This is a genomic window from uncultured Tessaracoccus sp. (genome assembly GCF_947255005.1).
Taxonomy (GTDB): Bacteria; Actinomycetota; Actinomycetes; order Propionibacteriales; family Propionibacteriaceae; genus Arachnia.
This window is the reverse complement of record NZ_CAMYFI010000043.1, coordinates 1-20,058: the sequence shown is the minus strand read 5'-3', so window position 1 is coordinate 20,058 and position 20,058 is coordinate 1. Positions and strand designations below refer to the sequence as shown.

The following is a 20,058-nucleotide window of genomic DNA, read 5'->3' as shown; positions in this document are numbered from 1 at the left end:
CCAAGCGAACGAAGGGAATCCTTCTGATTACCCTTCCCCTTGGCACCGGACTTCATCTGGGTGATCTTCAGCTGTGCCATTTAGCTCGCCACCTCTTCCTTGCTGGCGCGAAGCATCGCTGCAGGAGCGACATCCTCGACGGGCAGACCGCGGCGGCGAGCCACCTGCTCCGGCTGCTCGAGCTGCTTGAGCGCGTCAACCGTCGCGTGCACCACGTTGATGGCGTTCGGCGAACCGAGCGACTTGGACAGCACATCGTGAATGCCTGCGCACTCGAGCACGGCACGCACGGAACCACCGGCAATCACACCAGTACCAGGCGTTGCGGGACGCAGCATGACGACGCCGGCAGCCTTCTCACCCTGCACAGCGTGCGGGATGGAACGCTGAATCATCGGCACGTGGAAGAAGTGTTTCTTGGCCTCTTCCACGCCCTTGGCGATCGCGGCCGGCACCTCCTTCGCCTTGCCGTAGCCCACGCCGACGGTGCCTTCACCGTCGCCCACTACGACCAGCGCAGTGAAGCTGAAGCGGCGACCGCCCTGCACCACCTTGGCAACGCGGTTGATCGCAACCACGCGCTCGAGGTATTGCTTCTTGTCATCACGAACATTGTTGTCACGGCCACGACGATCGTCACGGCCACGACGCTCACCACCTGCGCGGTTGCCGCGCTGCTGGGTTTCACTCATCGTTTCCTCTTTCGTCGGGTCAGAAGTCGAGGCCACCCTCGCGGGCGGCATCGGCCAGGGCCGCGAGGCGGCCGGTGTACTTGTTACCAGCGCGGTCGAACACAACCGCAGCGATGCCCGCGTCCTTCGCGCGCGAGGCGAGCAGCGTGCCCAGCTTCGCGGCCTTCTCGGACTTGGTGCCTCCTTCGTTGCGCAGATCGGCTTCCATCGTCGACGCGGACACGAGCGTGCGGCCCTGGACGTCGTCGATGACCTGCGCATACAGATGGCGGGGCGACCGGGTAACCACGAGACGTGGACGCTCGGCGGTGCCGGTGATCTTCTTGCGAGCACGAAGCTGGCGACGGGAACGCGACGCGGTCTTCGGAGCCAGGTTCTTGCCCGCGCGGAGCGAGATAGCCATTACTTACCAGCCTTTCCAGCCTTGCGACGGACGTGCTCACCCGCGTAACGCACGCCCTTGCCCTTGTAAGGCTCAGGCTTGCGCAGCTTACGGATGTTCGCGGCCGTTTCGCCGACGAGCTGCTTATCGATGCCCTGCACAGAGAACTTCGTCTGGTTCTCCACGTTGAAGGTGATGCCTTCGGGTGCGTCGATGATGACGGGGTGCGAGAAGCCGAGCGCGAACTCGAGCTGCTTCGGTCCCTTGGAAATCACACGGTAACCAACGCCGACGATCTCGAGCTTCTTCTCGTAGCCCTCGGTGACACCGGTGATCATGTTGGCGATCAGCGTGCGGGTGAGCCCATGCAGCGAGCGATTCTCACGCTCGTCGTTCGGGCGATCCACCTGGATTGCGCCATCGTCATTCTTGCTGACAGTGATGGGCTCCTTGACGGTGAACTCCAGTTCACCCTTCGGGCCCTTCACGCCGACGTGCTGTCCGTCGAGCGTGACCGTAACGCCGCTCGGCACGGTGACGGGGTACTTACCAATACGAGACATGGTTCATCTACCTCCTGTCACCACACGTAGGCGAGCACTTCGCCGCCAACGGATTGAGCCTTGGCCTGCTTGTCAGTCAGCAGCCCCTGCGAGGTGGAAATGATGGCGATACCGAGACCGCCAAGCACCCGAGGAAGCTGGTTCGCTTTCGCGTAGACGCGGAGCCCCGGCTTGCTGATACGGCGCAGGCCTGCGATGGAACGCTCGCGGGAGTCGCCGTACCTCAGGGTCACCTTCAATACCTTGCCGACCTGGCCTTCAACCTCGGTCTGCTCGAAATCGGAGATGTAGCCCTCTGCCTTCAGGATCTCGGCGATCCCGACCTTGATCTTGGACGACGGCATCGACGTCGAATCCAAGTACGCCTGATTGGCGTTGCGCAGACGCGTGAGCATGTCTGCGATGGGGTCAGTCATTGTCATGACCTGTACCTCTTTCTCGCGCCGGTTTCCTTGCCTCAGGACCTGTCGCGTTCATGGATGTGGGTTAGACGGTGGGACTCACCAGGATGACTTGGTGACGCCCGGCAGTTCGCCTGCGTGCGCGAGCTGGCGCAAGCACACGCGGCACAGGCCAAACTTGCGGTAGACCGACTTGGGTCGTCCGCACTTCTGGCAGCGGGTGTAGGCGCGCACGCCGAACTTCGGCTTGCGGGCCTGCTTGACTTTGAGCGCAGTCTTAGCCATGCCTTAGCCTCACTTCTTCTTCTTGGCGTAGTAAGCCGGGCCACGCTTGGCCTTGGGCTTCTTCGGATCGTCCTTGGCCTTGAACGGGAATCCAAGGTGCTTGAGCAGCGCACGGCCCTCGACGTCGTTCGTCGCGGTGGTCACGAACGTGATGTCCATGCCCCGCACGCGGTCAATCTTGTCCGGGTCGATCTCGAGGAACATGACCTGCTCGTTGAGACCGAAGGTGTAGTTACCCTGGCCATCGAACTGACGGCCGTTGAGTCCGCGGAAGTCGCGGATTCGGGGCAACGCCAGGGTGAGCAGACGGTCAGCGAACTCCCACATACGATCGCCACGCAGCGTGACGTGGCAGCCGATGGGCTGGCCCTCACGCAGCTTGAACTGGGCGATGGACTTGCGGGCCTTCGTCACCGCAGGCTTCTGGCCCGTGATGACAGTGAGATCGCGGATCGCTCCGTCGATGATTTTCGAGTCGCGAGCTGCCTCACCGACGCCCATGTTGACGACAACCTTCGTCAGGCCGGGGATCTGCATGGGGTTGTCGTAGTTGAACTCCTCCTGCAGCGCAGGGACGATCGTCTCGCGGTACTGCTTCTTCAAGCGGGGCATCTCAGCCATCAGATCTCCTCCCCAGTAGCGAGGGCGATGCGAACGGAACGCTCTGATTTGTACTCGGAGCCGTCGGGGCGGGTTTTGGTGACCTCGACACGCTTGTAACCCACACGGGTGAGCACGTCCTTGCCGTCCTTCTTCACCACGAGCTGCACGTTCGAAACATGAATCGGCGCTTCAGTGGTGACGATGCCACCTTCGATCTTGCGCCCTGTGCTCGTCTGCTGCTCGCGACGGTGCTGCTCCACCAGGTTCACGCTTTGCACGGTGACCTTCTGGTCGTCCGGGTACACAGCGATGATATCGCCGGTCTTGCCCTTATCTTTCCCTGCGATGACCCGAACCCTGTCACCCTTCTTCACATGCAGTGCCATGTCAGATCACCTCCGGAGCGAGGGACACGATGCGCATGAATTTCTTGTCACGCAGCTCGCGCGCCACGGGGCCAAAAATACGCGTGCCGCGAGGCTCGCCGTCGTTCCTGAGCAGCACGGCGGCGTTCTCGTCGAATTTGATGTAGGAACCGTCGGGGCGACGGCTCTCCTTGCGCTGGCGAACGACGACCGCTTTGACGATCTCGCCCTTCTTGACAGTGCCGCCAGGGATCGCGTCCTTGACGGTGGCGACGATGGTGTCACCCAGGTATGCGTAGCGACGTCCAGAGCCACCGAGCACACGGATGCAGAGGAGTTCCTTTGCGCCTGTGTTGTCGGCGACCTTCAGCCGCGACTCTTGCTGAATCATTACTTCTCCTTGTCCCACCGGTTCCAGGAACTGGCCTTGTGAAACTAGAAACGGCCCCCCTGGATTTTGCCAGGAGGTAACCCCCGCCTCGAGAGAGTGGGAGCCATGTTGCGGCCCGGGAAAGGTCCCCTCGCAAGGGCACAGACCCAAAGCAACTTGCCTATGTTAACGCAGGCGGGCGCGAGCACCTAATCGCAGGGGCGGTGAACGCCCCGCTCAGCGTTGTGACCCTGCCAGGAGCGCCTGCACGAAGTAGCGCTGGAACGCGAAGAATACGATCAGGGGCACGATCATTGACAGGAACGCGCCGGCCGAGAGCACGTCGATGTTGGATCCGAATTGGCGAAGCTGCTGCTGAATGGCGACAGTTAGCGGGGCCGAATCACCCGAGGTGAAGATCAGCGCGACGAGCATGTCGTTCCACGTCCACAGAAACTGGAAGATCGCGAGTGAGGCAATCGCCGGCAGGCCCAGTGGCAGCACGATGCGGACGAAGACCATCCAATCGCTGGCGCCGTCTACACGCGCGGCCTCGAGGAGCTCCGTCGGGAACTGCGTGAAGAAGTTACGCAACAAGAAAATGGCAAACGGCAGGCCAAACGCAATGTGGAACAGAATCACCCCCAGCACGTCACCAAAAATGCCGAGAGCGCCGAACAATCCCGCGAGCGGGATCAGCGCCACCTGAATGGGCACGGCCAGCAAAATCACCACAACGATGAACAGCGCGTCGCGCCCAGGAAACTTCAAGAACGCGAACGCGTAGGCAGCGAGCGCGCCGATGACAACCACAAAGAAGGTAGAAGGTACGGCGATGACGACCGTGTTCCAGAACGACCCGGTGATCGTGGGGTTGTGCAGCAGGTTCGCGTAGTTATCGAGCGTGAGCTGCGCAGGCTTCGTGAAGACGGTCCACCACCCGGACGCGGCGTTATCGCCAGAGCTCCGCAGCGAGGTCAGCAGTAACCCCAGTGTGGGCACCATCCAGAAGACGGCCACCACTGCCAGCACGACATTGACGACGCCTTTGCCAATGCTGGTCGCGAAGCGCCGCGTACGCTTGTCGTGCTTGCGTGACAGGCTCGTGGGAGAAGTCATGAGCGCTCCTCCTTAAAACGCCGAACGTTAATAATCATGCTGGGCAACACCAGGATGAGCAGTAACACAGCGAGCGCCGAACCCAAACCGAAGTGCTGCCCGCCGCCGAAGGACTGGGTCCACATCTCGACGGCGATGACGTTGGCTGCTGGTTTCGACGTGCCCGGCGGAATGACGTACACGAGATCGAAGATCTTCAACACGTTAATGATGAGCGTGACGAACACCACGACGAGCACCGGAGCGAGCAGCGGCGCGGTGATCCTTGTGAAGACCTTCCACTCGTTCGCGCCATCCATGCGTGCAGCCTCTTGCAGCGAACGATCCATCGCGGAAAGCCCCGACGCGATCATCACCATCGCGAACCCGGCCCAAATCCAAATGTAGGACAGCATCACGACGGCGTTAATGAAGGTCGAGCCCAGCCAGCTCACGCCCTGGGCGCCTTGCGAGAAGTTTGCCGCAGGCAGCGCCACTTTGTACTGGCTACCCGCTTCCAAGCCATCGATCACGAACGTGCCATCGGGGTTCGTAGTGGCGTGGCCGGCCACCTTACCGTCGGCATCGACGGCGTCTACCCTGATGCCGGGCAGCCCCCGCTTGCCCGCCTCAATCTGGCCCTGCTCTCCCCCGCCGCCGCGGATCACGTCGAGCCATACCGTACCGGCGATCTGCGTGCCACCAGGGGCTGGACCTTCGATCGCCTGCAGCGCCTCTTCAGGAACAGTGTCTTGTTTGATGGCGATCAGGGGGAAATGCTGCACCTCGCCCGCACGCACCTGGTTATCCGAGGCGATGATGCCTGCTTCTGCCGCGATCCCTGCGTTCTTGCGCGGCTTCGCGCCTGGATAGTGCGCAGCGTCATTGAACCACCCGTCGACAGCCACCACCGCCGCGTTGACCGTGCCCAGTTTCGGATCCTCTTGGAACATGGAGCGGAAAATCACGCCGGCGGCCAGCATCGAGATTGCCATGGGCATGAAGACGATGAGTTTGAAGGCGGTCTTCCACCGAATCTTGTCCAGCAACACCGCGAATATGAGGCCCAGGATGGTGCACGCTGCGGGTGCGACGAGCACCCACAAAATGTTGTTGCGGATGGCCATGAAGGTGGTCTCGTTGGTGAACATCGTGACGTAGTTGTCCCAACCAACGAATTGGTCACCCGACTTGCTGTAGAACGAGCGCACCACCGTGAAGATCACGGGATACACCACGAGCGCTCCGAGCATCACCATTGCCGGGAGCAGGAAGGATGCGACGGTGAGCCACCGCCCCACGGACCATCGTTGCCGTGAGGCAGTGCGCCCACCTGCAGTTCGCGGTGAATCTGCCATTTACTTGTAGGCGGACACCGCTGCGGCCTCGAGCCGCTGCATGGCACCTGCAACGTCGGACGGGTTCTCGTAGAACGTGATGAGTTCCTGCCAGAAGCCCTGACCCTCCGTACCGCCGAAGGCCGACGGGGTGAGGTCGGACATATCGAAACGGAAGTCTTTCGCGTTCACCAGCGCCTCAGCGATCTGCTTCGAGGTCTCGTCGGGGTACAGCGACGTGTCTACGGCCTTGTTCGGCGACGTGAGGCCGCCGCTCGGGATCCACTCGACCGCGGACTCCGGGGAAGCGAGGAACTTCATGAAGGCGTTGGTGGCTTCCTCATCATTGAACTGCACCGCGACGTCACCGGCTCCCATGACGGCCGGGGCGGAGCCCTTCACCGAGGGAAAGTCGAAAAACTTGGCGGTCTCGCCGACGGTAGAGTTGCCGTCTGCAGTAATGTTGCCCGCCACGAAGTCGCCTTCGTAGACGGTGCCTGCCTTCGGATCAGCGCCGAACGTCTCCGTCACGCTGGTCGGGAAATCGCGCTGGCCACCGCCGGGCTGCACCACGTCTGAACCCCATAACTTACCCAGAATCTCGAGTGTCTCCTTCACCGAATCGTCAGTCCAGGGGATCTCGTGCTTGGTGAGCTGATCGTATTTCTCCGCGCCAGCCGCGCGGAGGTAGACGTTCTCGAACCAATCGGTGAGCGGCCAGCCCTTATCGGCGCCCACGGAGATACCTGCGTACCCTGCGTCGCGAATGAGGCCCAGCTGCTCCACGAAGGCATCCCAATCTTGGGCGGCCTTCTCCGGGTCGGCGCCAGCTTCTTCCCAGATGGAGGTGTTGTACCACATCGTCGACTTGTTGGCGGCCTTGAACCATACGCCGTAGTTCTTGTCTTCGACGCTACCGAGATCGATCCACGACTGCGAGTAGTTGTTCTTGACGACAGCCTGCACGTCCTCGGACAGCGACTTGATGTTGCCGTCCTTGGCTAGGCTCTGCAGCAGCGCGGGCTGGGCGACGACCGCTACGTCTGGCGGGTTTCCACCTTCGAGGCGGGTCTGAATGAAGGTCGGACCGTTATCACCAAACGACTCGTACTTCACCTCCGCGCCGGTGAGCTCCTGGAACTTCGCCAGGACTTTCTCGAAATTCTTTTGCTCGTCACCGGACCAGGCTGCGACGACGTTCAGGCTCTTGCCCTTCAACTCGGGGTAGTCCGACGCTGGGGCTTCACTAGCCTTCGAGGGCGAGGCGTCGTCGGAAGCTTTGGGGCTCGCCGAGGAACCCCCTTCCGAACCACCCGACGAGCACGCCCCCACGAGCGCGAGACTTGCGGCTGCCAGGCTTGCAAGCACTGCCTTGAATCTGTTGGTCTTCATTGATCTCCTCCACTTGGCGTGACGCGAGGATCAACACCACAGTTGATTCCTCAATCGATCTACGCAACGGGAAGTATAACCAACACCGCTCGCTCGCACGAATTTGAACGGTGGCCCGCTCCCCAAAAAGGAACGAGCCACCGTCGACAGTTGTGTTGAGACGAATACTACTTCGCGCGCTCCACGATCTCGGTCAAACGCCAACGCTTCTTCGCCGACAGCGGGCGCGTCTCCATGACGCGCACCCGGTCGCCGATACCAGCAGAGTTGTCCTCATCGTGCGCCTGGAGGCGCTCCGACTTGGTGATGACCTTGCCATACAGCGGGTGCTTCACGCGGTCTTCCACCATCACGACGATCGTCTTGTCCATCTTGTCGCTCACTACGACGCCGGTGAGGACCTTGCGACGGCCACGCTCCTCGGTCTGCTCGACCTGGGTGTTCTGTTCAGTCATCAGTTCTCCTCAGAGGGCTCTTCGACGATGCCCAGGTTGCGTTCCTGGAGCACGGTGTAGACACGGGCGATGTCCTTGCGGACTTCGCGCAGACGTCCGTGGGATTCGAGCTGGCCAGTGGCGGCCTGGAAGCGCAGTCCAAACAGCTCTTGCTTCAGCTCAACAACCTTCTCGTTCAGAGCGTCACGGCTCATGCCGCGCAATTCGGCGGCCTTCAGTGCGTTACTCATCAGAACTCACCTGCTTCGCGCTTGATGAAACGTGCCTTGAAAGGAAGCTTGTGGATAGCGAGGCGGAGTGCCTCACGCGCCACAGCTTCGTCGACACCCGAGAGCTCGAAGACGACGCGTCCGGGCTGAATGTTGGCAACCCACCACTCGGGAGAACCCTTACCGGAACCCATGCGGGTTTCAGCTGGCTTCTTGGTGAGTGGACGATCCGGGTACACGTTGATCCAGACCTTACCGCCACGCTTGATGTGACGGGTCATCGCGATACGTGCTGCCTCAATCTGACGGTTGGTCAGGTACGACGGCTCGAGCGCCTGGATACCGTAATCACCGAACGCCAACTTGGTGCCGCCCTTGGCCACACCGCTGCGCTTAGGGTGATGCTGCTTACGGAATTTCACTCGACGAGGAATCAGCATGTCAGGCTCCTGCGTTCTCGTTCACGGCAGCCTCGGCTTGAGGTGCCGCGGCCTGTGCGCGACGACGTCCGCCGCGCTCGGGACGATCCCCACGGTCACCACGGCCCGGGCGACGGCCTGGGCGCTGGCGGCCACCGGGGGCCTGGTTACGGGCGGCCTTCTGCGCTGCGCGCTCAGCGCGCGTGCCAGTGACGTCGCCCTTGTAGATCCACACCTTGACACCGATACGGCCGAAGGTGGTACGGGCCTCGAAGAAGCCGTAGTCGATGTCCGCACGCAGCGTGTGCAGCGGAACTCGACCCTCGCGGTAGCCTTCCGAGCGCGACATTTCCGCGCCGCCGAGACGTCCGGAGCACTTGATACGGATGCCCTTGGCCCCAGCTCGCATGGCGGACTGCTGCGCCTTGCGCATGGCGCGTCGGAACGCGACGCGCGCGCTGAGCTGCTCAGCGATACCCTGCGCGACGAGCTGTGCGTCGGTCTCGGTGTTCTTCACCTCAAGGATATTGAGCTGCACCTGCTTGCCGGTGAGCTTCTCGAGCTCGCCGCGCACGCGCTCTGCTTCCGCGCCGTTGCGCCCAATGACGATGCCAGGGCGGGCGGCGTGCAGGAAGATGGTGACGCGCTCAGAGCGGCGCTCGATCTCGATCGACGAGATGCCGGCCCGCTCCAGGTTCTCCTTGAGCCATTCGCGAATCTTGACATCTTCACCGACGAGTGCGGCGTAGTTCTTATCAGCGAACCAACGGGTGGTGTGATCAGACGTCACGCCGAGCCGGAAGCCGTTCGGATTAATCTTTTGTCCCACGATCAATCCTCCTTCGACTCGCGGGGTTCGACAACGACGGTGATGTGGCTCCCTCGCTTGAGGATCCGGCTAGCGGAACCCTTGGCGCGGGGGCGAATCCGACGAAGGGTGACACCTTCGTCGACGAACGCCTTGGAAATGTAGAGGTCATCAGCACGCAGGGCCTCGACAGACTCGGCGTTGGCGACGGCAGAAGCCACCACCTTATACACCGGATCTGAGGCTGCCTGTGGCGCGAACTTCAGCGCGGTCAGGGCGTCGTTGACGTCCATTCCGCGCACCAGGTCGACGACGCGTCGGACCTTGCGGGGGCTCATCCGGACGTGGCGCGCAATGGCGTACGAGCCAGGACGATCCCCGAGCAGGACCTCGCGGCGACGGCTCATGCCGTTTTCGTTGCTCATAAATCAGTTCCCTATTTCTCGATTGCCTTAGCGCCGGCGCGCCTTCTTGTCGTCCTTCACGTGCCCCTTGAAGGTGCGCGTGGGGGCGAACTCGCCGAGCTTGTGACCGATCATCGACTCGGTGACGAACACCGGGACGTGCTTGCGGCCGTCGTGGACGGCGATGGTGTGACCCAGCATGTCCGGCACGATCATGGAGCGCCGGGACCAGGTACGAATGACATTCTTTGTGCCCTTTTCGTTCTGAGCGTCCACCTTCTTCATCAGGTGGTCGTCAACGAAGGGGCCCTTCTTCAAACTGCGTGGCATTGTTCAGGCTCCCTTATCAGCGCTTCTTGCCGGTCTTGCGGCGGCGGACAATCATGCGGTTGCTCGCCTTCTTCTTGCTGCGAGTGCGGCCTTCCTTCTTACCCCAAGGCGAGACAGGATGGCGACCACCCGACGTGCGGCCCTCGCCGCCACCGTGAGGATGGTCGACCGGGTTCATCACGACACCGCGGACAGTCGGCCGAATACCCTTCCAACGGTTGCGCCCGGCCTTACCCCAGTGGACGTTGGCCTGTTCAGCGTTGCCGACGGCACCAATGGTGGCACGGCAACGGACATCGACCATACGCATTTCTCCCGACGGCATACGCAGCGTGGCGTGTTTGCCCTCACGAGCGACGAGCTGGATGGACGCGCCGGCCGAGCGGCCGAGCTTCGCACCACCGCCGGGGCGGAGCTCTACGGCGTGCACCACAGTACCGACGGGGATCTGACGCAGCTCAAGGTTGTTGCCCGGCTTGATGTCAGAACCCTGGCCGGCAACCACCTGTGCACCCTGTCTCAGACCGTTCGGGGCAATGATGTAACGCTTCTCACCGTCGGCGTAATGCAGAAGTGCAATACGCGCGGTGCGGTTCGGGTCGTACTCGATGTGCGCGACCTTGGCGGGTACGCCATCCTTGTCGTAACGCTTGAAGTCGATCAGGCGATACGCCTGCTTGTGACCTCCGCCGATGTGACGCGTCGTGATGCGCCCGGAGTTGTTGCGACCGCCCGTCTTCGTCTTAGCAACGAGCAGCGACTTCTCAGGCGTCGAGCGAGTGATCTCGGCGAAGTCCGAGACGCTCGAGCCGCGACGGCCCGGCGTAGTCGGCTTGTATTTGCGGATACCCATGAAAGTTCAGTTCCTTCCTCGCCGCTCGATCACTCGGTCGGGCCGAAGATGTCGATGCGGTCGCCCTCAGCCAAGGTGACGATGGCACGCTTGGTGTCGACGGTCTTGCCCACGCCGTAGCGGGTACGGCGGGACTTGCCCCGGCGGTTGGCGGTGTTCACGCTGAGGACCTTGACGCCGAAGATCTCCTCGATGGCGATCTTGATCTCGGTCTTGTTGGCGTCGGGAGCGACGATGAACGTGTACTTGTTCTCGTCGAGCAGGTTGTAGCTCTTCTCGCTCACGACGGGGCGCAGAATGATGTCTCGATGATTGCGGATCTTCAGACCGGTCACTTCTTCTCCTCCTCGGAGTTGTTAGAGACGGCGTTCACGAAGCCCGCGGCCTCGGCGGCCTCGACGCTGTTGAACCAGACCTCAGCCTTGGTGCGTCCGTACCACGGGGACTCGGGGGTGTGGAACTTACCGGAATCGGCATTGCCCTTGATGTCGAACCCTGCCGGAGGGTTGTCGCCCTTGTAGGAACCGTCAGCGGGTGCATCGTCCTCGGTCTGTGCAGGCTGAGCCTGAGCGGACTGCTCAACCTCGACGGCCTCGGCCGACGTCGCTGCCGCCTTCATCGACTTTCCCCTGGCGGGGCCAGCGACGAATGCCGCGAGCGCTGCCTCGGAGAACACGACCTTGTCATTGACCAGCACGTCGTAGGCGTTCAGCTGATCGACGAGGATGGCGTGCACCTGTGCCGCGTTACGGACGGAAAGCCAGGCGACTTCCTCGAAGCGGTCGAGCACGACGAGCACCTTGTCGATGTCGCCGAACTGCGCGAGCGTAGCCAGCGCGGCCTTCGTCGACGGCTTCTCACCAGCGACGAGCTCCTTCACGACGAACACCTGCTGCTCGCGAGCACGATCAGACAGTGCGCCCCGAAGCGCGGCTGCAACCATCTTCTTAGGTGTGCGCTGCGCGTAGTCACGAGGCTGCGGGCCGTGCACGACGCCACCACCAGTCCACTGCGGTGCGCGCGTGGAGCCATGGCGAGCTCGGCCGGTGCCCTTCTGACGCCAAGGCTTCTTGCCGCCGCCACGAACTTCGCCGCGGCCTTTCACCTTGTGCGTACCCTGGCGTGCGGCGGCCAATTGGGCCACCACGACCTGGTGGATCAAGGGGATGTTGGTCTGAACGTCGAAGAGTTCAGCGGGCAGCTCAACGGAGCCGGCCTTCTTACCCTTGACATCAATCACGTCAACGTTGTTGGTGCTCATGCTGCGTCACCCTTCCGGGCAGCGCTGCGCACGACGACGAGCGAGCCCTTGTTGCCGGGGATCGCGCCGCGCACGAGCAGCAGACCGCGCTCGGCGTCCACGGCGTGGATCTTGAGATTCTGGACGGTCACCTTGTCGTTGCCCATACGGCCAGCCATGCGCAGGCCCTTGAACACGCGACCGGGGGTGGAGCATCCACCAATAGAACCGGGAGAGCGATGCTTGCGGTGCACACCGTGCGAGGCGCGCAGACCAGCGAAGCCGTGACGCTTCATCACACCAGCGGTGCCCTTGCCCTTCGTGGTGCCAGTCACGTCGACGATATCTCCGTCAGCGAAGACATCGGCGGTGAGCTCCTGTCCGAGGGTGAACTCGGATGCATTGGCAGTGCGAAGCTCAACGAGGTGCTTGCGCGGGGTCACGTCAGCTTTTGCGAAGTGGCCGGCCGCCGGCTTGGTGACCTTCTTGGCCTTCAACGCGCCATACCCGAGCTGCACGGCGGAGTACCCGTCGACCTCGGGGGTGCGGACCTGCGTGACGACGCACGGGCCGGCTTGGACCACGGTTACGGGAACGACCTTGTTGTCGTCGTCCCACATCTGGGTCATACCGAGCTTGGTGCCCAGAATGCCCTTCACAATTCGTTCACTCATGCTTGACACCTCACGGAAGTTTGATCTCGATGTCGACGCCCGCAGGAAGATCAAGGCGCATGAGCGAGTCGACCGTCTTCGGAGTGGGGTCGAGGATGTCGATGAGGCGCTTGTGCGTGCGCATCTCGAAGTGCTCGCGGCTGTCCTTGTACTTGTGGGGCGAACGAATAACACAGAACACGTTCTTCTCGGTGGGCAGCGGCACGGGGCCAGCCACCTGGGCACCGGTGCGAGTCACAGTATCGACGATCTTGCGCGCCGAGCTGTCGATGACCTCGTGGTCATACGCCCGCAGCCGGATGCGGATCTTTTGTCCCGCCACAGTTGTTCCTTCTTCTCGTCCCTATTGAACTGGAGTTCATTGGGGTAAAACCCCTTGTCGCCCCCACCCCCGCGGACGGGAGTGTCGCGCTCGCACCCGGCTGAAGGCCGCCTTCCGAACTCAGAAGGCCTTCCAAACACTGGGTGTTTGCCCGACCATGCCAGCGGAATCTACAGCCCACAAATGGGCACCGCTCAGCGGAGCAACCTGACTATCTTGGCACGAACGCCCCGCACACACCAAATCGGCCCCCATCAAGGCGCTCACCACCTCGACGGGGCTGCTGGTCATTTCTGCTTCGACAGCTCCACTGCGGCCTGCTCTACCTCGGACTTCGACGGAACACCACTTCCATCATCAGGATCAAACGCCATGACGGAGAACACCTTCTTGTCCTCGTAGAGGACAACGCAAACCGTGATTCTGCGGCCGTCGCGTTCGCTGTTGACGCAGTCAACACCCGGTGCAGGTTTTGTTTTCTCAACTTCTGCCTTGTCCGTTGTCGTCTCGTTTTCCTCATCGTCGACGCCTTTAGGTTGATCCTCATCGATGTCATTGAGGTCAGACTCGAGTACTGTCAATTGCTTGCCATCCTTCTCGTACAGATTGCCAAACGAGATTCCAAGACGCTGGCTCTCATCCACCCTTGACCACCCACCGAACTCATCGGGCAGCGCAGGACGTTCTTTACCGGCGTACTTGCCGCCACCCAGCACCAAAATGAGCGTGACAATGAGCGCGACGAGCAAGACCGCACCAATGCCGATCCCAACCCACAAGCCGGTCTTTGACCTCTGCGGTGCGGGTCCACCCCATTGCTGGCCGTTCCATTGCTGAGACTGGTAACCCCATTGCTGCGGGCCCCCATGCGGCGCCTGCTGACTGTTCCATGGTTGAGGCGACGGCTGACCACCTGGACGGCCGCCCCACTGCTGTCCGGGTAACTGTGGAGATTGCTGCCAACCCCACTGCGGCGTGGAGGGTTGGCCCGTCGGCTGACCGCCCCACTGCTGGGGCTGCTGCGGATTGTGACCCCCGCCTTGGTGCCACGGCTGCTGAGGTGGATAGCTCATAACATTTCCCTTCGTCGAAGTAGTACGAGAGTATCCACCGCCCGGGTCCAAGCACCATCCTTCGCCGGCACGAAATACCTAACAGCCACGTTGCGTATTATGGATGCTAGCCGTCAGCCTGGAGGAACCTATGCCTGTCGCAGCCAACCCGGCGCGCCCCGAACCTACAATCGCCCGACTCACCGTCGCACGAAAAGAACAGCTCTGCGACTCCGTGATGCGCATCATCTTTACCGTCGATCAATTCGACTATCCCGGCTTCGCTGACTCCTACCTCAAAATACTGTTCGACGAACACGGCCCGCTCCAGCACGTTCCCGATCACCGCCCAACGCTGCGCACCTACACTGTGCGACACTACGACGCAGACGCGCACGAGGTGACCGTCGATTTTCTCGTGCATGGCTCCGAGGGCCTGGCAGGCCCGTGGGCGGTGCGCTGCGTGCCAGGCGAGTGGGTGCTCGCCCGCGGACCGCGCGGCAAATGGTCGCCCCCAGCCGATGCTGATTTCCATCTCTTCGTTGGCGACGAGTCGGCAATGCCCGCCATCGGCGCGGGCCTCGAACAGCTCGACGAACGCGCCCGTGCTTTGGTCATCATCGAGACCGAGCACGGCACCCATCAGCTGGACGCACCCGCCGGGGTGGAAGTGCGCTGGGCGCCGCGCGATGGCGAGCCCTACGACGAGCAGCGCCTGGCGAACCTCGTCGCCGCACTCCCCTGGTCCACCTACGGCGACATCAGCGTCTTCGCTCACGGGGAGCGCGGGGCGATGAAAGCGCTCCGGTCGGTGTTCAAGGAACGCAACGTGCCTGCCAACCGGTTGAGCATCTCCGGATACTGGGCATTCGGACGTATCGAGGATGAGTTCCAGGCGGAGAAGAAGACCGCCATTGGCAAGATCTAGCGAAAGACGTACATAAGGGCCAACCGAAGAAGCTTGAAGGCGTGAACTCGGTGGGCTAATTCTTCACTTCCCGCACATTGGTGGGGCTGGCGCCTATGGGCCTCGGCCCCACTGTTCGTTAGAGTGTGGGAATGCAGTTGGAGGAGGTACCCCTCGAAACGCCGTTGGAGCGGGCACCTCGTCGGCTCCTGGTGGAGACCGAGCAGGGCCGTGTCTTTTTCGAGCATCGGTCCGGCAATGAGCGAAATCATTTCATCGCGTACCTCCCTGATGGCCGGAAACGCGATGCTTGGGGTTTTCCGCGTACACAGCGGGTGCGCCAGGCGGTGGCAGCGGCGGCGTCGTTGCGCCCCCTGCGGGCCTTCGCAGTGGAGCAAGGGATCATCGTTGCCAAGCCCCATCACGCACGACAGGTGCTGAACTTCATCCCCTTCATCGTCGGTGGGGCGATGGCGATCGTCGGCATTTTCTGGGAATCTCTCGGATTCCTGCGGTTCCTCATCATGGGCATCGGCGTCGCCGCGGTGGTTATTGGCTTTGACGCGGCGAAGAAGGGAAACCATTCGCGCTCCTGGGTGGTGCGCCAGGGGAAGAACGACGAGATCACCACGGCCGAGCAGTTTCAACTGCCCGCTCCGCCGCAAGACGTGGACGTCGACGATGTGAAGGCCGAGTATGGCAGGCTGCTCAGCGATGTGGTGTACCGCATCGAATACCCCGCACTGTTTGATCCGCACGAGCCCACGTCGAAGGCCTTCACGCTGGCCCTCCTCCAGTGGGACAACAACGACGGCATGCTGGGCGACGAGGGGCGTCGCGCACTTGCTGTTCGGGTGCGTTCCACATTCGACGCGGCCCGCGCCAACGCTGAACGCATCGGCATGGAGCACATTCCGGCGGCGTCTCGGGAGAAGGCTGGCACCGCGCTCAAGGCTGCAAGGTTGGCTGCGGACCAGTCGGCCACCGACGCGGAACGCGCCGCTGCGCTTGACCGCGCCGTCGCCATCCTCGACGAGTTGGCGCTCTACTTCCTGCCTTCCGGCGCGCAGGCGCGCAAGGCCATCACTGGACGCGCTCCGCTCCAGCTGCCCGGAAGGAGGGCGTGATGGTCGACACCTGGCAGCCCATCCCGCTCGATGCGCCGTGGGGAGACTTCGAACCCGGATATTGCCTCCTCTACACCAACGTCGACGCCATCGTCGTAGACGCCCAGAGAGACGACGATGGGGGCCACTGGGAGGATAACAAGATCAAGCTGGTGATGCAGCGCATCAACGGCGAGCGTTTTGAAGAGAAAGTGAAGCCCAGCGTGCCCATCGGCAAAACTGGCGCGGCGCGGCTTTCTGGCGACGGGAGCGAAGGTGACCTGATCCGTGCGCTGGTCATCCCGACGGTAGTGTGGAGCGAGGACAAGCTCTTTTCGACACGTAACCTCGTCGTGATGCTGGCGACCACGCTCGCCTTCACGCTCATGACGGCTGCCCTTTCTGGCTCCATGCTCTACTTAGCGTTCTTGACAGGCGGCGCGGCGGGCGAGTCGATTCGTCGGTTCTGGAAATCACCCAACAAGGTGCAGATCATGGCTCCCGACAAGCTGGGCATCACGATGGAGACCATCCTCCCCTACGCGCTCACCCTAGAGCAGGGAAAACTCTGGGTGCCGCCATCGGCGAGCGCAGATCGTCGCCAGCTGGTGATCCAACGCGTCGATGCCATCCGCACGCATTACCTAGAGCTTCGCGAAGACATCGCCTACCGGATTGAATGTTCGGCGCTGTTCGACCAGACCGTGTCTACGACGGCGGAGTTCGAGGCTGCACTCGTGGCCTTCGACGACGCCACCGACGCCACGAGTACCGACGAGCTCGACGCGCTGGCTTCTGATGTGGAGGTCAGCTTCAACGTCGCCCAGGCGAATGCCGAGCGGCTCGGCTTCGAGCATCTGCCTGAGCAGGCTCGCTCGGATGCCCGACGAGCCGGCAAGGCCGCGCGCCTCGCGGCCGGGGCCACGACGGAGGGCGAGCGTCAGGCGTCGCTCACCCAGGTCAAGCGCATTCTCGACTCGCTGGCGCTCTACTACCTGCCCACCCTCGACGAACGCCTCGCCATCGAGGCCGGGCCGAGCCTCGCCAAACCGTGATGTCGTGAGATTTGTTGCGGGTTTCCGTAACAAATCTCACACGTTGAGGGTTGTGGCGCGCGTTACAGTTCGGCGCGGAGAGCGCGCAGACGCCGGACGGACTCGTCGCGGCCCAGAATCTCCATCGACTCAAACAGCGGCGGTGACACCTTCTTGCCGGAGATCGCCACTCGCAGCGGGCCAAACGCGAACTTCGGCTTGATGCCCATGCCGTCGCACAGACGTTCGCGCAGCGCAGCCTGAATCGCGGCGGCTTCCATCGGCACCGATTCCATCACCGCGAGCGCCTGCTCGAGCACCTCGGCTGCGTCATCCTTCAGCGTGGCGCGGGCGTCGTCGGCGATCTGGATATCGTTTGAGAACAGGTAGTCGAGCTGCGGCAGCGCCCCCGAGAGCGTCACCAGGCGCTCCTGAATGATGGGCACGGCCTGGCGCAGCACGTCGAGGCTCATGTGCTCCTCCCACTGCCCGTACTCCTTCGCCCAAGCGACGATGCGCTGGGTGAGTTCATCGGCGCTCAGCGAGCGGATGTAGTGGCCGTTGAGCCAATCGAGTTTCTGGAGGTCGAAGATGGGCCCGACGGTGTGCACCTTGCTCCAGGAGAACTCGGCCACGAATTCGTCGAAGGTCTTCACCTCGGATTCCTCGTCGCCGGCGTAGCCGAGCAGCTGCAGGAAGTTGCGTACCGTCTCCGGCAGATAGCCTTGCTCCTTGAACCACATGAGCCGCGCAGCGGGGTTCTTGCGCTTCGAGATCTTCGACTTGTCGGTGTTACGCAGCAGCGGCATGTGCGCGAACTGCGGCACCTCCCAGCCCAGCCATTGGTAGAGCAACACGTGCTTCGGCGTCGACGAAATCCACTCCTCGCCGCGCACGACGGTGTTGATGCCCATCAGGTGATCGTCCACGACGACCGCCATGTGGTAGGTGGGGAACCCGTCGGTCTTCAGGATGACCTGGTCGTCGGGGCGTGGCGCCTTCACCTCGCCGCGAATGAGGTCGTCGAATGTGAGGGGGACGTCGTCGGGAATGAGCATCCGCACCACTGGCGTCTCGGAGAAGCCGGGCAGGGCCGCGCGTTCTTCCTTCGTCTTGCCGTAGCAGAGTCTGTCATAGCCGGTGATCGACTGCTTGCTCTTGGCCTGCTCGTCGCGCATCTGTTTCAGCCGCTCGGGCGAGCACCAGCAGTAGTAGGCGTGGCCGTCGGCGATGAGCTGTTCGACGTAGGGCCGGTAGGTTTCCAGTCGCTCGGACTGTCGGTACGGAGCAAACTCTCCACCGATGTGTGGGCCCTCGTCAGGCTGCAACCCGAGCCAGGCGAGCGAATCGTAGATCTGCTGCTCGCTGCCTTCGACGAGGCGGGCCTGGTCGGTGTCTTCGATACGGAGCACGAACTGCCCCCCGGTTTTCCTCGCCCATGCAAGGTCGAACAGGGCCATGAAGGCCGTGCCGACGTGGGGGTCTCCGGTGGGCGAAGGTGCGACGCGGGTGCGGGCGGGCGTGATCTCAGACATAGTGCAGCCAGCCTATCGTCTGCCGGCACATCGAGGCTGCTCAGCGCTCTTCGTCGATCTTCTTGACGACGTCCATCTCGACACCGGTTCCCTCCGGGTCACGCAGCCTGGAGGCCGGGTCGACGAGCACCAGCCGCCGCTCTCCCGCTCCACCAAGCTGTTCCATCGCGTCGAGCAGCATGCGTCGACCAATCGGGTTGATGTGCGTGACGTCGCTCAGATCCACGACGACGGTGTGCTCGTCCGGGATATCAGCCAGCTCGCGCAGGAGGCGCTCCACCGAGCCAAAGTACAGCGCGCCGCGCAGTCGCAGGTGGCGGGCCAAACCGTCGCGCAACTCTACTTCACGGCTCGACTCCAGCAGGCGCACCCTCGCTTCCTGCACCTCCATGAGATGCAGGTTGAGGTCGCGCGACAGGTGACCAAACACGCGCACGCCGCGCACACTGTGCCCGTGACTGTCCACCTTCGGGGAGAACGCGGCCAGACCGGCCTGCCCCGGCAGCGCGCCGAACACGCCGCCAGACACCCCGGACTTCGCGGGGATGCCCACGGTGGTCATCCAGTCGCCGGCGGCGTCGTACATGCCGCACGTCATCATCACCGACAGCACGTACCGGCACACCCACGCCGGCACCACTTGCTCGCCCGTGACAGGGTTGCGTCCGCCCATCGCCAGGGTGACGGCCATCGTCGCGAGGTCCTTCGTCGTCACTTTGGTGGCGCACTGACGCGTGTATTCGCCGACGATGTCGCGCGGGTCCTGCTCGATCACCCCGACGTTGCGCAGCATGTTGGCGATTGCGCGGTTGCGAAACGCCGTCGCAAACTCCGACGCGTACACGTCCTCGTCGACGGTCAGTTGCCGCCCGGCGAAACGCGACAGTCCATCGATGATCATCTCCGTGCGTTCACGCAGCGGCGCCTGTGGCCCACCGATCAGGGCATGTACCGCCATAGCGCCGGCGTTGATCATGGGATTCTGGGGCCGACCATCGTCGCTCAAGGAGAGGTCGTTGAAGGCATCGCCCGACGGTTCCACCCCCACCTTCTGCTGTGTGGCCTCGAGGCCCTGATCACGTAACGCGAGCGCGTATACAAAGGGTTTCGACATGGACTGAATGGTGAACTCGACATCGGCGTCGCCCGCACCGTACACCGTGCCATCACCCATACACACCGCGACCGCGAGGCGGTTCGGATTGACGTTGCTCAGCTCGGG

General features: G+C 62.6%; 28 protein-coding genes. 3 read left to right on the top strand and 25 right to left on the bottom strand.

The genetic code is table 11. The annotated features are described in order from the left end of the window. Positions 1–80: 80 nt before the first annotated feature. From rpsE to Q0X61_RS09215, 23 genes are all read right to left on the bottom strand, one after another. Positions 81–692: a 30S ribosomal protein S5 gene (gene rpsE, locus Q0X61_RS09325; protein ID WP_297742260.1), complete on the bottom strand. Its 612-nt coding sequence runs from the start codon at positions 690–692 to the stop codon at positions 81–83. A gap of 19 nt (positions 693–711) precedes the next feature. Beyond that, positions 712–1,095, bottom strand: a complete 384-nt coding sequence (gene rplR, locus Q0X61_RS09320; protein WP_297742259.1) for a 50S ribosomal protein L18 — start codon at positions 1,093–1,095, stop codon at positions 712–714. After that, positions 1,095–1,637 (bottom strand): 50S ribosomal protein L6, encoded by a 543-nt coding sequence (gene rplF / locus Q0X61_RS09315; protein WP_297742258.1) that lies wholly within the window; start codon positions 1,635–1,637, stop codon positions 1,095–1,097. Before rplF ends, rplR begins: the two co-directional genes overlap by 1 nt. A 17-nt stretch (positions 1,638–1,654) precedes the next feature. Continuing rightward, a complete protein-coding gene (rpsH, locus tag Q0X61_RS09310; RefSeq protein WP_297742257.1) occupies positions 1,655–2,059 on the bottom strand; it encodes a 30S ribosomal protein S8 in 405 nt (134 codons plus the stop codon). 78 nt (positions 2,060–2,137) lie between these two features. Then, positions 2,138–2,323 (bottom strand): type Z 30S ribosomal protein S14, encoded by a 186-nt coding sequence (locus tag Q0X61_RS09305; protein WP_297742256.1) that lies wholly within the window; start codon positions 2,321–2,323, stop codon positions 2,138–2,140. Positions 2,324–2,332: 9 nt separating this feature from the next. Beyond that, positions 2,333–2,944, bottom strand: coding sequence for a 50S ribosomal protein L5 (rplE, locus tag Q0X61_RS09300; RefSeq protein WP_297742255.1), 612 nt, complete (start codon positions 2,942–2,944; stop codon positions 2,333–2,335). Further along, positions 2,944–3,312, bottom strand: coding sequence for a 50S ribosomal protein L24 (rplX, locus tag Q0X61_RS09295; protein ID WP_297742254.1), 369 nt, complete (start codon positions 3,310–3,312; stop codon positions 2,944–2,946). Before rplX ends, rplE begins: the two co-directional genes overlap by 1 nt. A 1-nt stretch (position 3,313) precedes the next feature. Beyond that, the gene (gene rplN, locus Q0X61_RS09290) at positions 3,314–3,682 is read right to left on the bottom strand and encodes a 50S ribosomal protein L14 (RefSeq protein WP_297742253.1); all 369 of its coding nucleotides are present in this window, start codon (positions 3,680–3,682) and stop codon (positions 3,314–3,316) included. A gap of 216 nt (positions 3,683–3,898) precedes the next feature. Beyond that, positions 3,899–4,780, bottom strand: a complete 882-nt coding sequence (locus Q0X61_RS09285) for a carbohydrate ABC transporter permease (protein ID WP_297742252.1) — start codon at positions 4,778–4,780, stop codon at positions 3,899–3,901. Continuing rightward, positions 4,777–6,060, bottom strand: a complete 1,284-nt coding sequence (locus tag Q0X61_RS09280; RefSeq protein WP_297742251.1) for a carbohydrate ABC transporter permease — start codon at positions 6,058–6,060, stop codon at positions 4,777–4,779. Before Q0X61_RS09280 ends, Q0X61_RS09285 begins: the two co-directional genes overlap by 4 nt. A 57-nt stretch (positions 6,061–6,117) precedes the next feature. Then, complete coding sequence (locus Q0X61_RS09275; RefSeq protein ID WP_297742250.1) at positions 6,118–7,488, bottom strand: ABC transporter substrate-binding protein; 1,371 nt, start codon at positions 7,486–7,488, stop codon at positions 6,118–6,120. 167 nt (positions 7,489–7,655) lie between these two features. Further along, positions 7,656–7,943, bottom strand: a complete 288-nt coding sequence (gene rpsQ, locus Q0X61_RS09270) for a 30S ribosomal protein S17 (protein ID WP_297742249.1) — start codon at positions 7,941–7,943, stop codon at positions 7,656–7,658. Further along, positions 7,943–8,173 carry a 50S ribosomal protein L29 gene (rpmC, locus tag Q0X61_RS09265; protein ID WP_297742248.1) on the bottom strand — a complete coding sequence of 77 codons (231 nt, stop codon included), beginning with the start codon at positions 8,171–8,173 and terminating at the stop codon, positions 7,943–7,945. Before rpmC ends, rpsQ begins: the two co-directional genes overlap by 1 nt. Next, on the bottom strand, positions 8,173–8,592 hold the full coding sequence (rplP, locus tag Q0X61_RS09260; RefSeq protein WP_297742247.1) for a 50S ribosomal protein L16: 420 nt from the start codon (positions 8,590–8,592) through the stop codon (positions 8,173–8,175). The genes rpmC and rplP overlap by 1 nt, the downstream gene beginning before the upstream one ends. A gap of 1 nt (position 8,593) precedes the next feature. Then, a complete protein-coding gene (rpsC, locus tag Q0X61_RS09255; protein ID WP_297742246.1) occupies positions 8,594–9,400 on the bottom strand; it encodes a 30S ribosomal protein S3 in 807 nt (268 codons plus the stop codon). 2 nt (positions 9,401–9,402) lie between these two features. Next, positions 9,403–9,804: a 50S ribosomal protein L22 gene (gene rplV, locus Q0X61_RS09250; protein ID WP_297742245.1), complete on the bottom strand. Its 402-nt coding sequence runs from the start codon at positions 9,802–9,804 to the stop codon at positions 9,403–9,405. Positions 9,805–9,831: 27 nt separating this feature from the next. After that, complete coding sequence (gene rpsS / locus Q0X61_RS09245) at positions 9,832–10,113, bottom strand: 30S ribosomal protein S19 (RefSeq protein ID WP_108870125.1); 282 nt, start codon at positions 10,111–10,113, stop codon at positions 9,832–9,834. A 16-nt stretch (positions 10,114–10,129) separates the two neighbouring features. Next, complete coding sequence (gene rplB, locus Q0X61_RS09240; RefSeq protein WP_297742244.1) at positions 10,130–10,966, bottom strand: 50S ribosomal protein L2; 837 nt, start codon at positions 10,964–10,966, stop codon at positions 10,130–10,132. Between the two features lie 29 nt (positions 10,967–10,995). Continuing rightward, positions 10,996–11,301 (bottom strand): 50S ribosomal protein L23, encoded by a 306-nt coding sequence (gene rplW / locus Q0X61_RS09235; protein ID WP_297742243.1) that lies wholly within the window; start codon positions 11,299–11,301, stop codon positions 10,996–10,998. Further along, positions 11,298–12,227, bottom strand: coding sequence for a 50S ribosomal protein L4 (gene rplD, locus Q0X61_RS09230; protein WP_297742242.1), 930 nt, complete (start codon positions 12,225–12,227; stop codon positions 11,298–11,300). Before rplD ends, rplW begins: the two co-directional genes overlap by 4 nt. Beyond that, entirely contained in the window at positions 12,224–12,880 is a 657-nt protein-coding gene (gene rplC / locus Q0X61_RS09225) for a 50S ribosomal protein L3 (protein ID WP_297742241.1), read from the bottom strand. Before rplC ends, rplD begins: the two co-directional genes overlap by 4 nt. A gap of 10 nt (positions 12,881–12,890) precedes the next feature. Then, positions 12,891–13,202 (bottom strand): 30S ribosomal protein S10, encoded by a 312-nt coding sequence (gene rpsJ / locus Q0X61_RS09220; RefSeq protein WP_297742240.1) that lies wholly within the window; start codon positions 13,200–13,202, stop codon positions 12,891–12,893. Positions 13,203–13,489: 287 nt separating this feature from the next. After that, the gene (locus Q0X61_RS09215) at positions 13,490–13,951 is read right to left on the bottom strand and encodes a hypothetical protein (protein WP_297742239.1); all 462 of its coding nucleotides are present in this window, start codon (positions 13,949–13,951) and stop codon (positions 13,490–13,492) included. A 454-nt stretch (positions 13,952–14,405) separates the two neighbouring features. Here Q0X61_RS09215 and Q0X61_RS09210 point away from each other — a divergent pair, with 454 nt between their 5' ends. The 3 genes from Q0X61_RS09210 to Q0X61_RS09200 all read left to right on the top strand — a co-directional run bounded on the left by Q0X61_RS09210 (position 14,406) and on the right by Q0X61_RS09200 (position 17,322). Then, positions 14,406–15,182, top strand: a complete 777-nt coding sequence (locus tag Q0X61_RS09210; protein WP_297742238.1) for a siderophore-interacting protein — start codon at positions 14,406–14,408, stop codon at positions 15,180–15,182. A 131-nt stretch (positions 15,183–15,313) separates the two neighbouring features. Beyond that, the gene (locus Q0X61_RS09205) at positions 15,314–16,288 is read left to right on the top strand and encodes a hypothetical protein (protein WP_297742237.1); all 975 of its coding nucleotides are present in this window, start codon (positions 15,314–15,316) and stop codon (positions 16,286–16,288) included. Beyond that, positions 16,288–17,322 (top strand): hypothetical protein, encoded by a 1,035-nt coding sequence (locus Q0X61_RS09200; RefSeq protein WP_297742236.1) that lies wholly within the window; start codon positions 16,288–16,290, stop codon positions 17,320–17,322. Before Q0X61_RS09205 ends, Q0X61_RS09200 begins: the two co-directional genes overlap by 1 nt. A gap of 62 nt (positions 17,323–17,384) precedes the next feature. Here Q0X61_RS09200 and gltX read toward each other — a convergent pair whose 3' ends face one another. Together gltX and glsA are read right to left on the bottom strand one after the other, a co-directional pair. Further along, complete coding sequence (gltX, locus tag Q0X61_RS09195; protein WP_297742235.1) at positions 17,385–18,836, bottom strand: glutamate--tRNA ligase; 1,452 nt, start codon at positions 18,834–18,836, stop codon at positions 17,385–17,387. A gap of 40 nt (positions 18,837–18,876) precedes the next feature. Further along, the coding region (gene glsA / locus Q0X61_RS09190; protein ID WP_297742234.1) for a glutaminase A at positions 18,877–20,058 on the bottom strand (1,182 nt) is incomplete at its 5' end.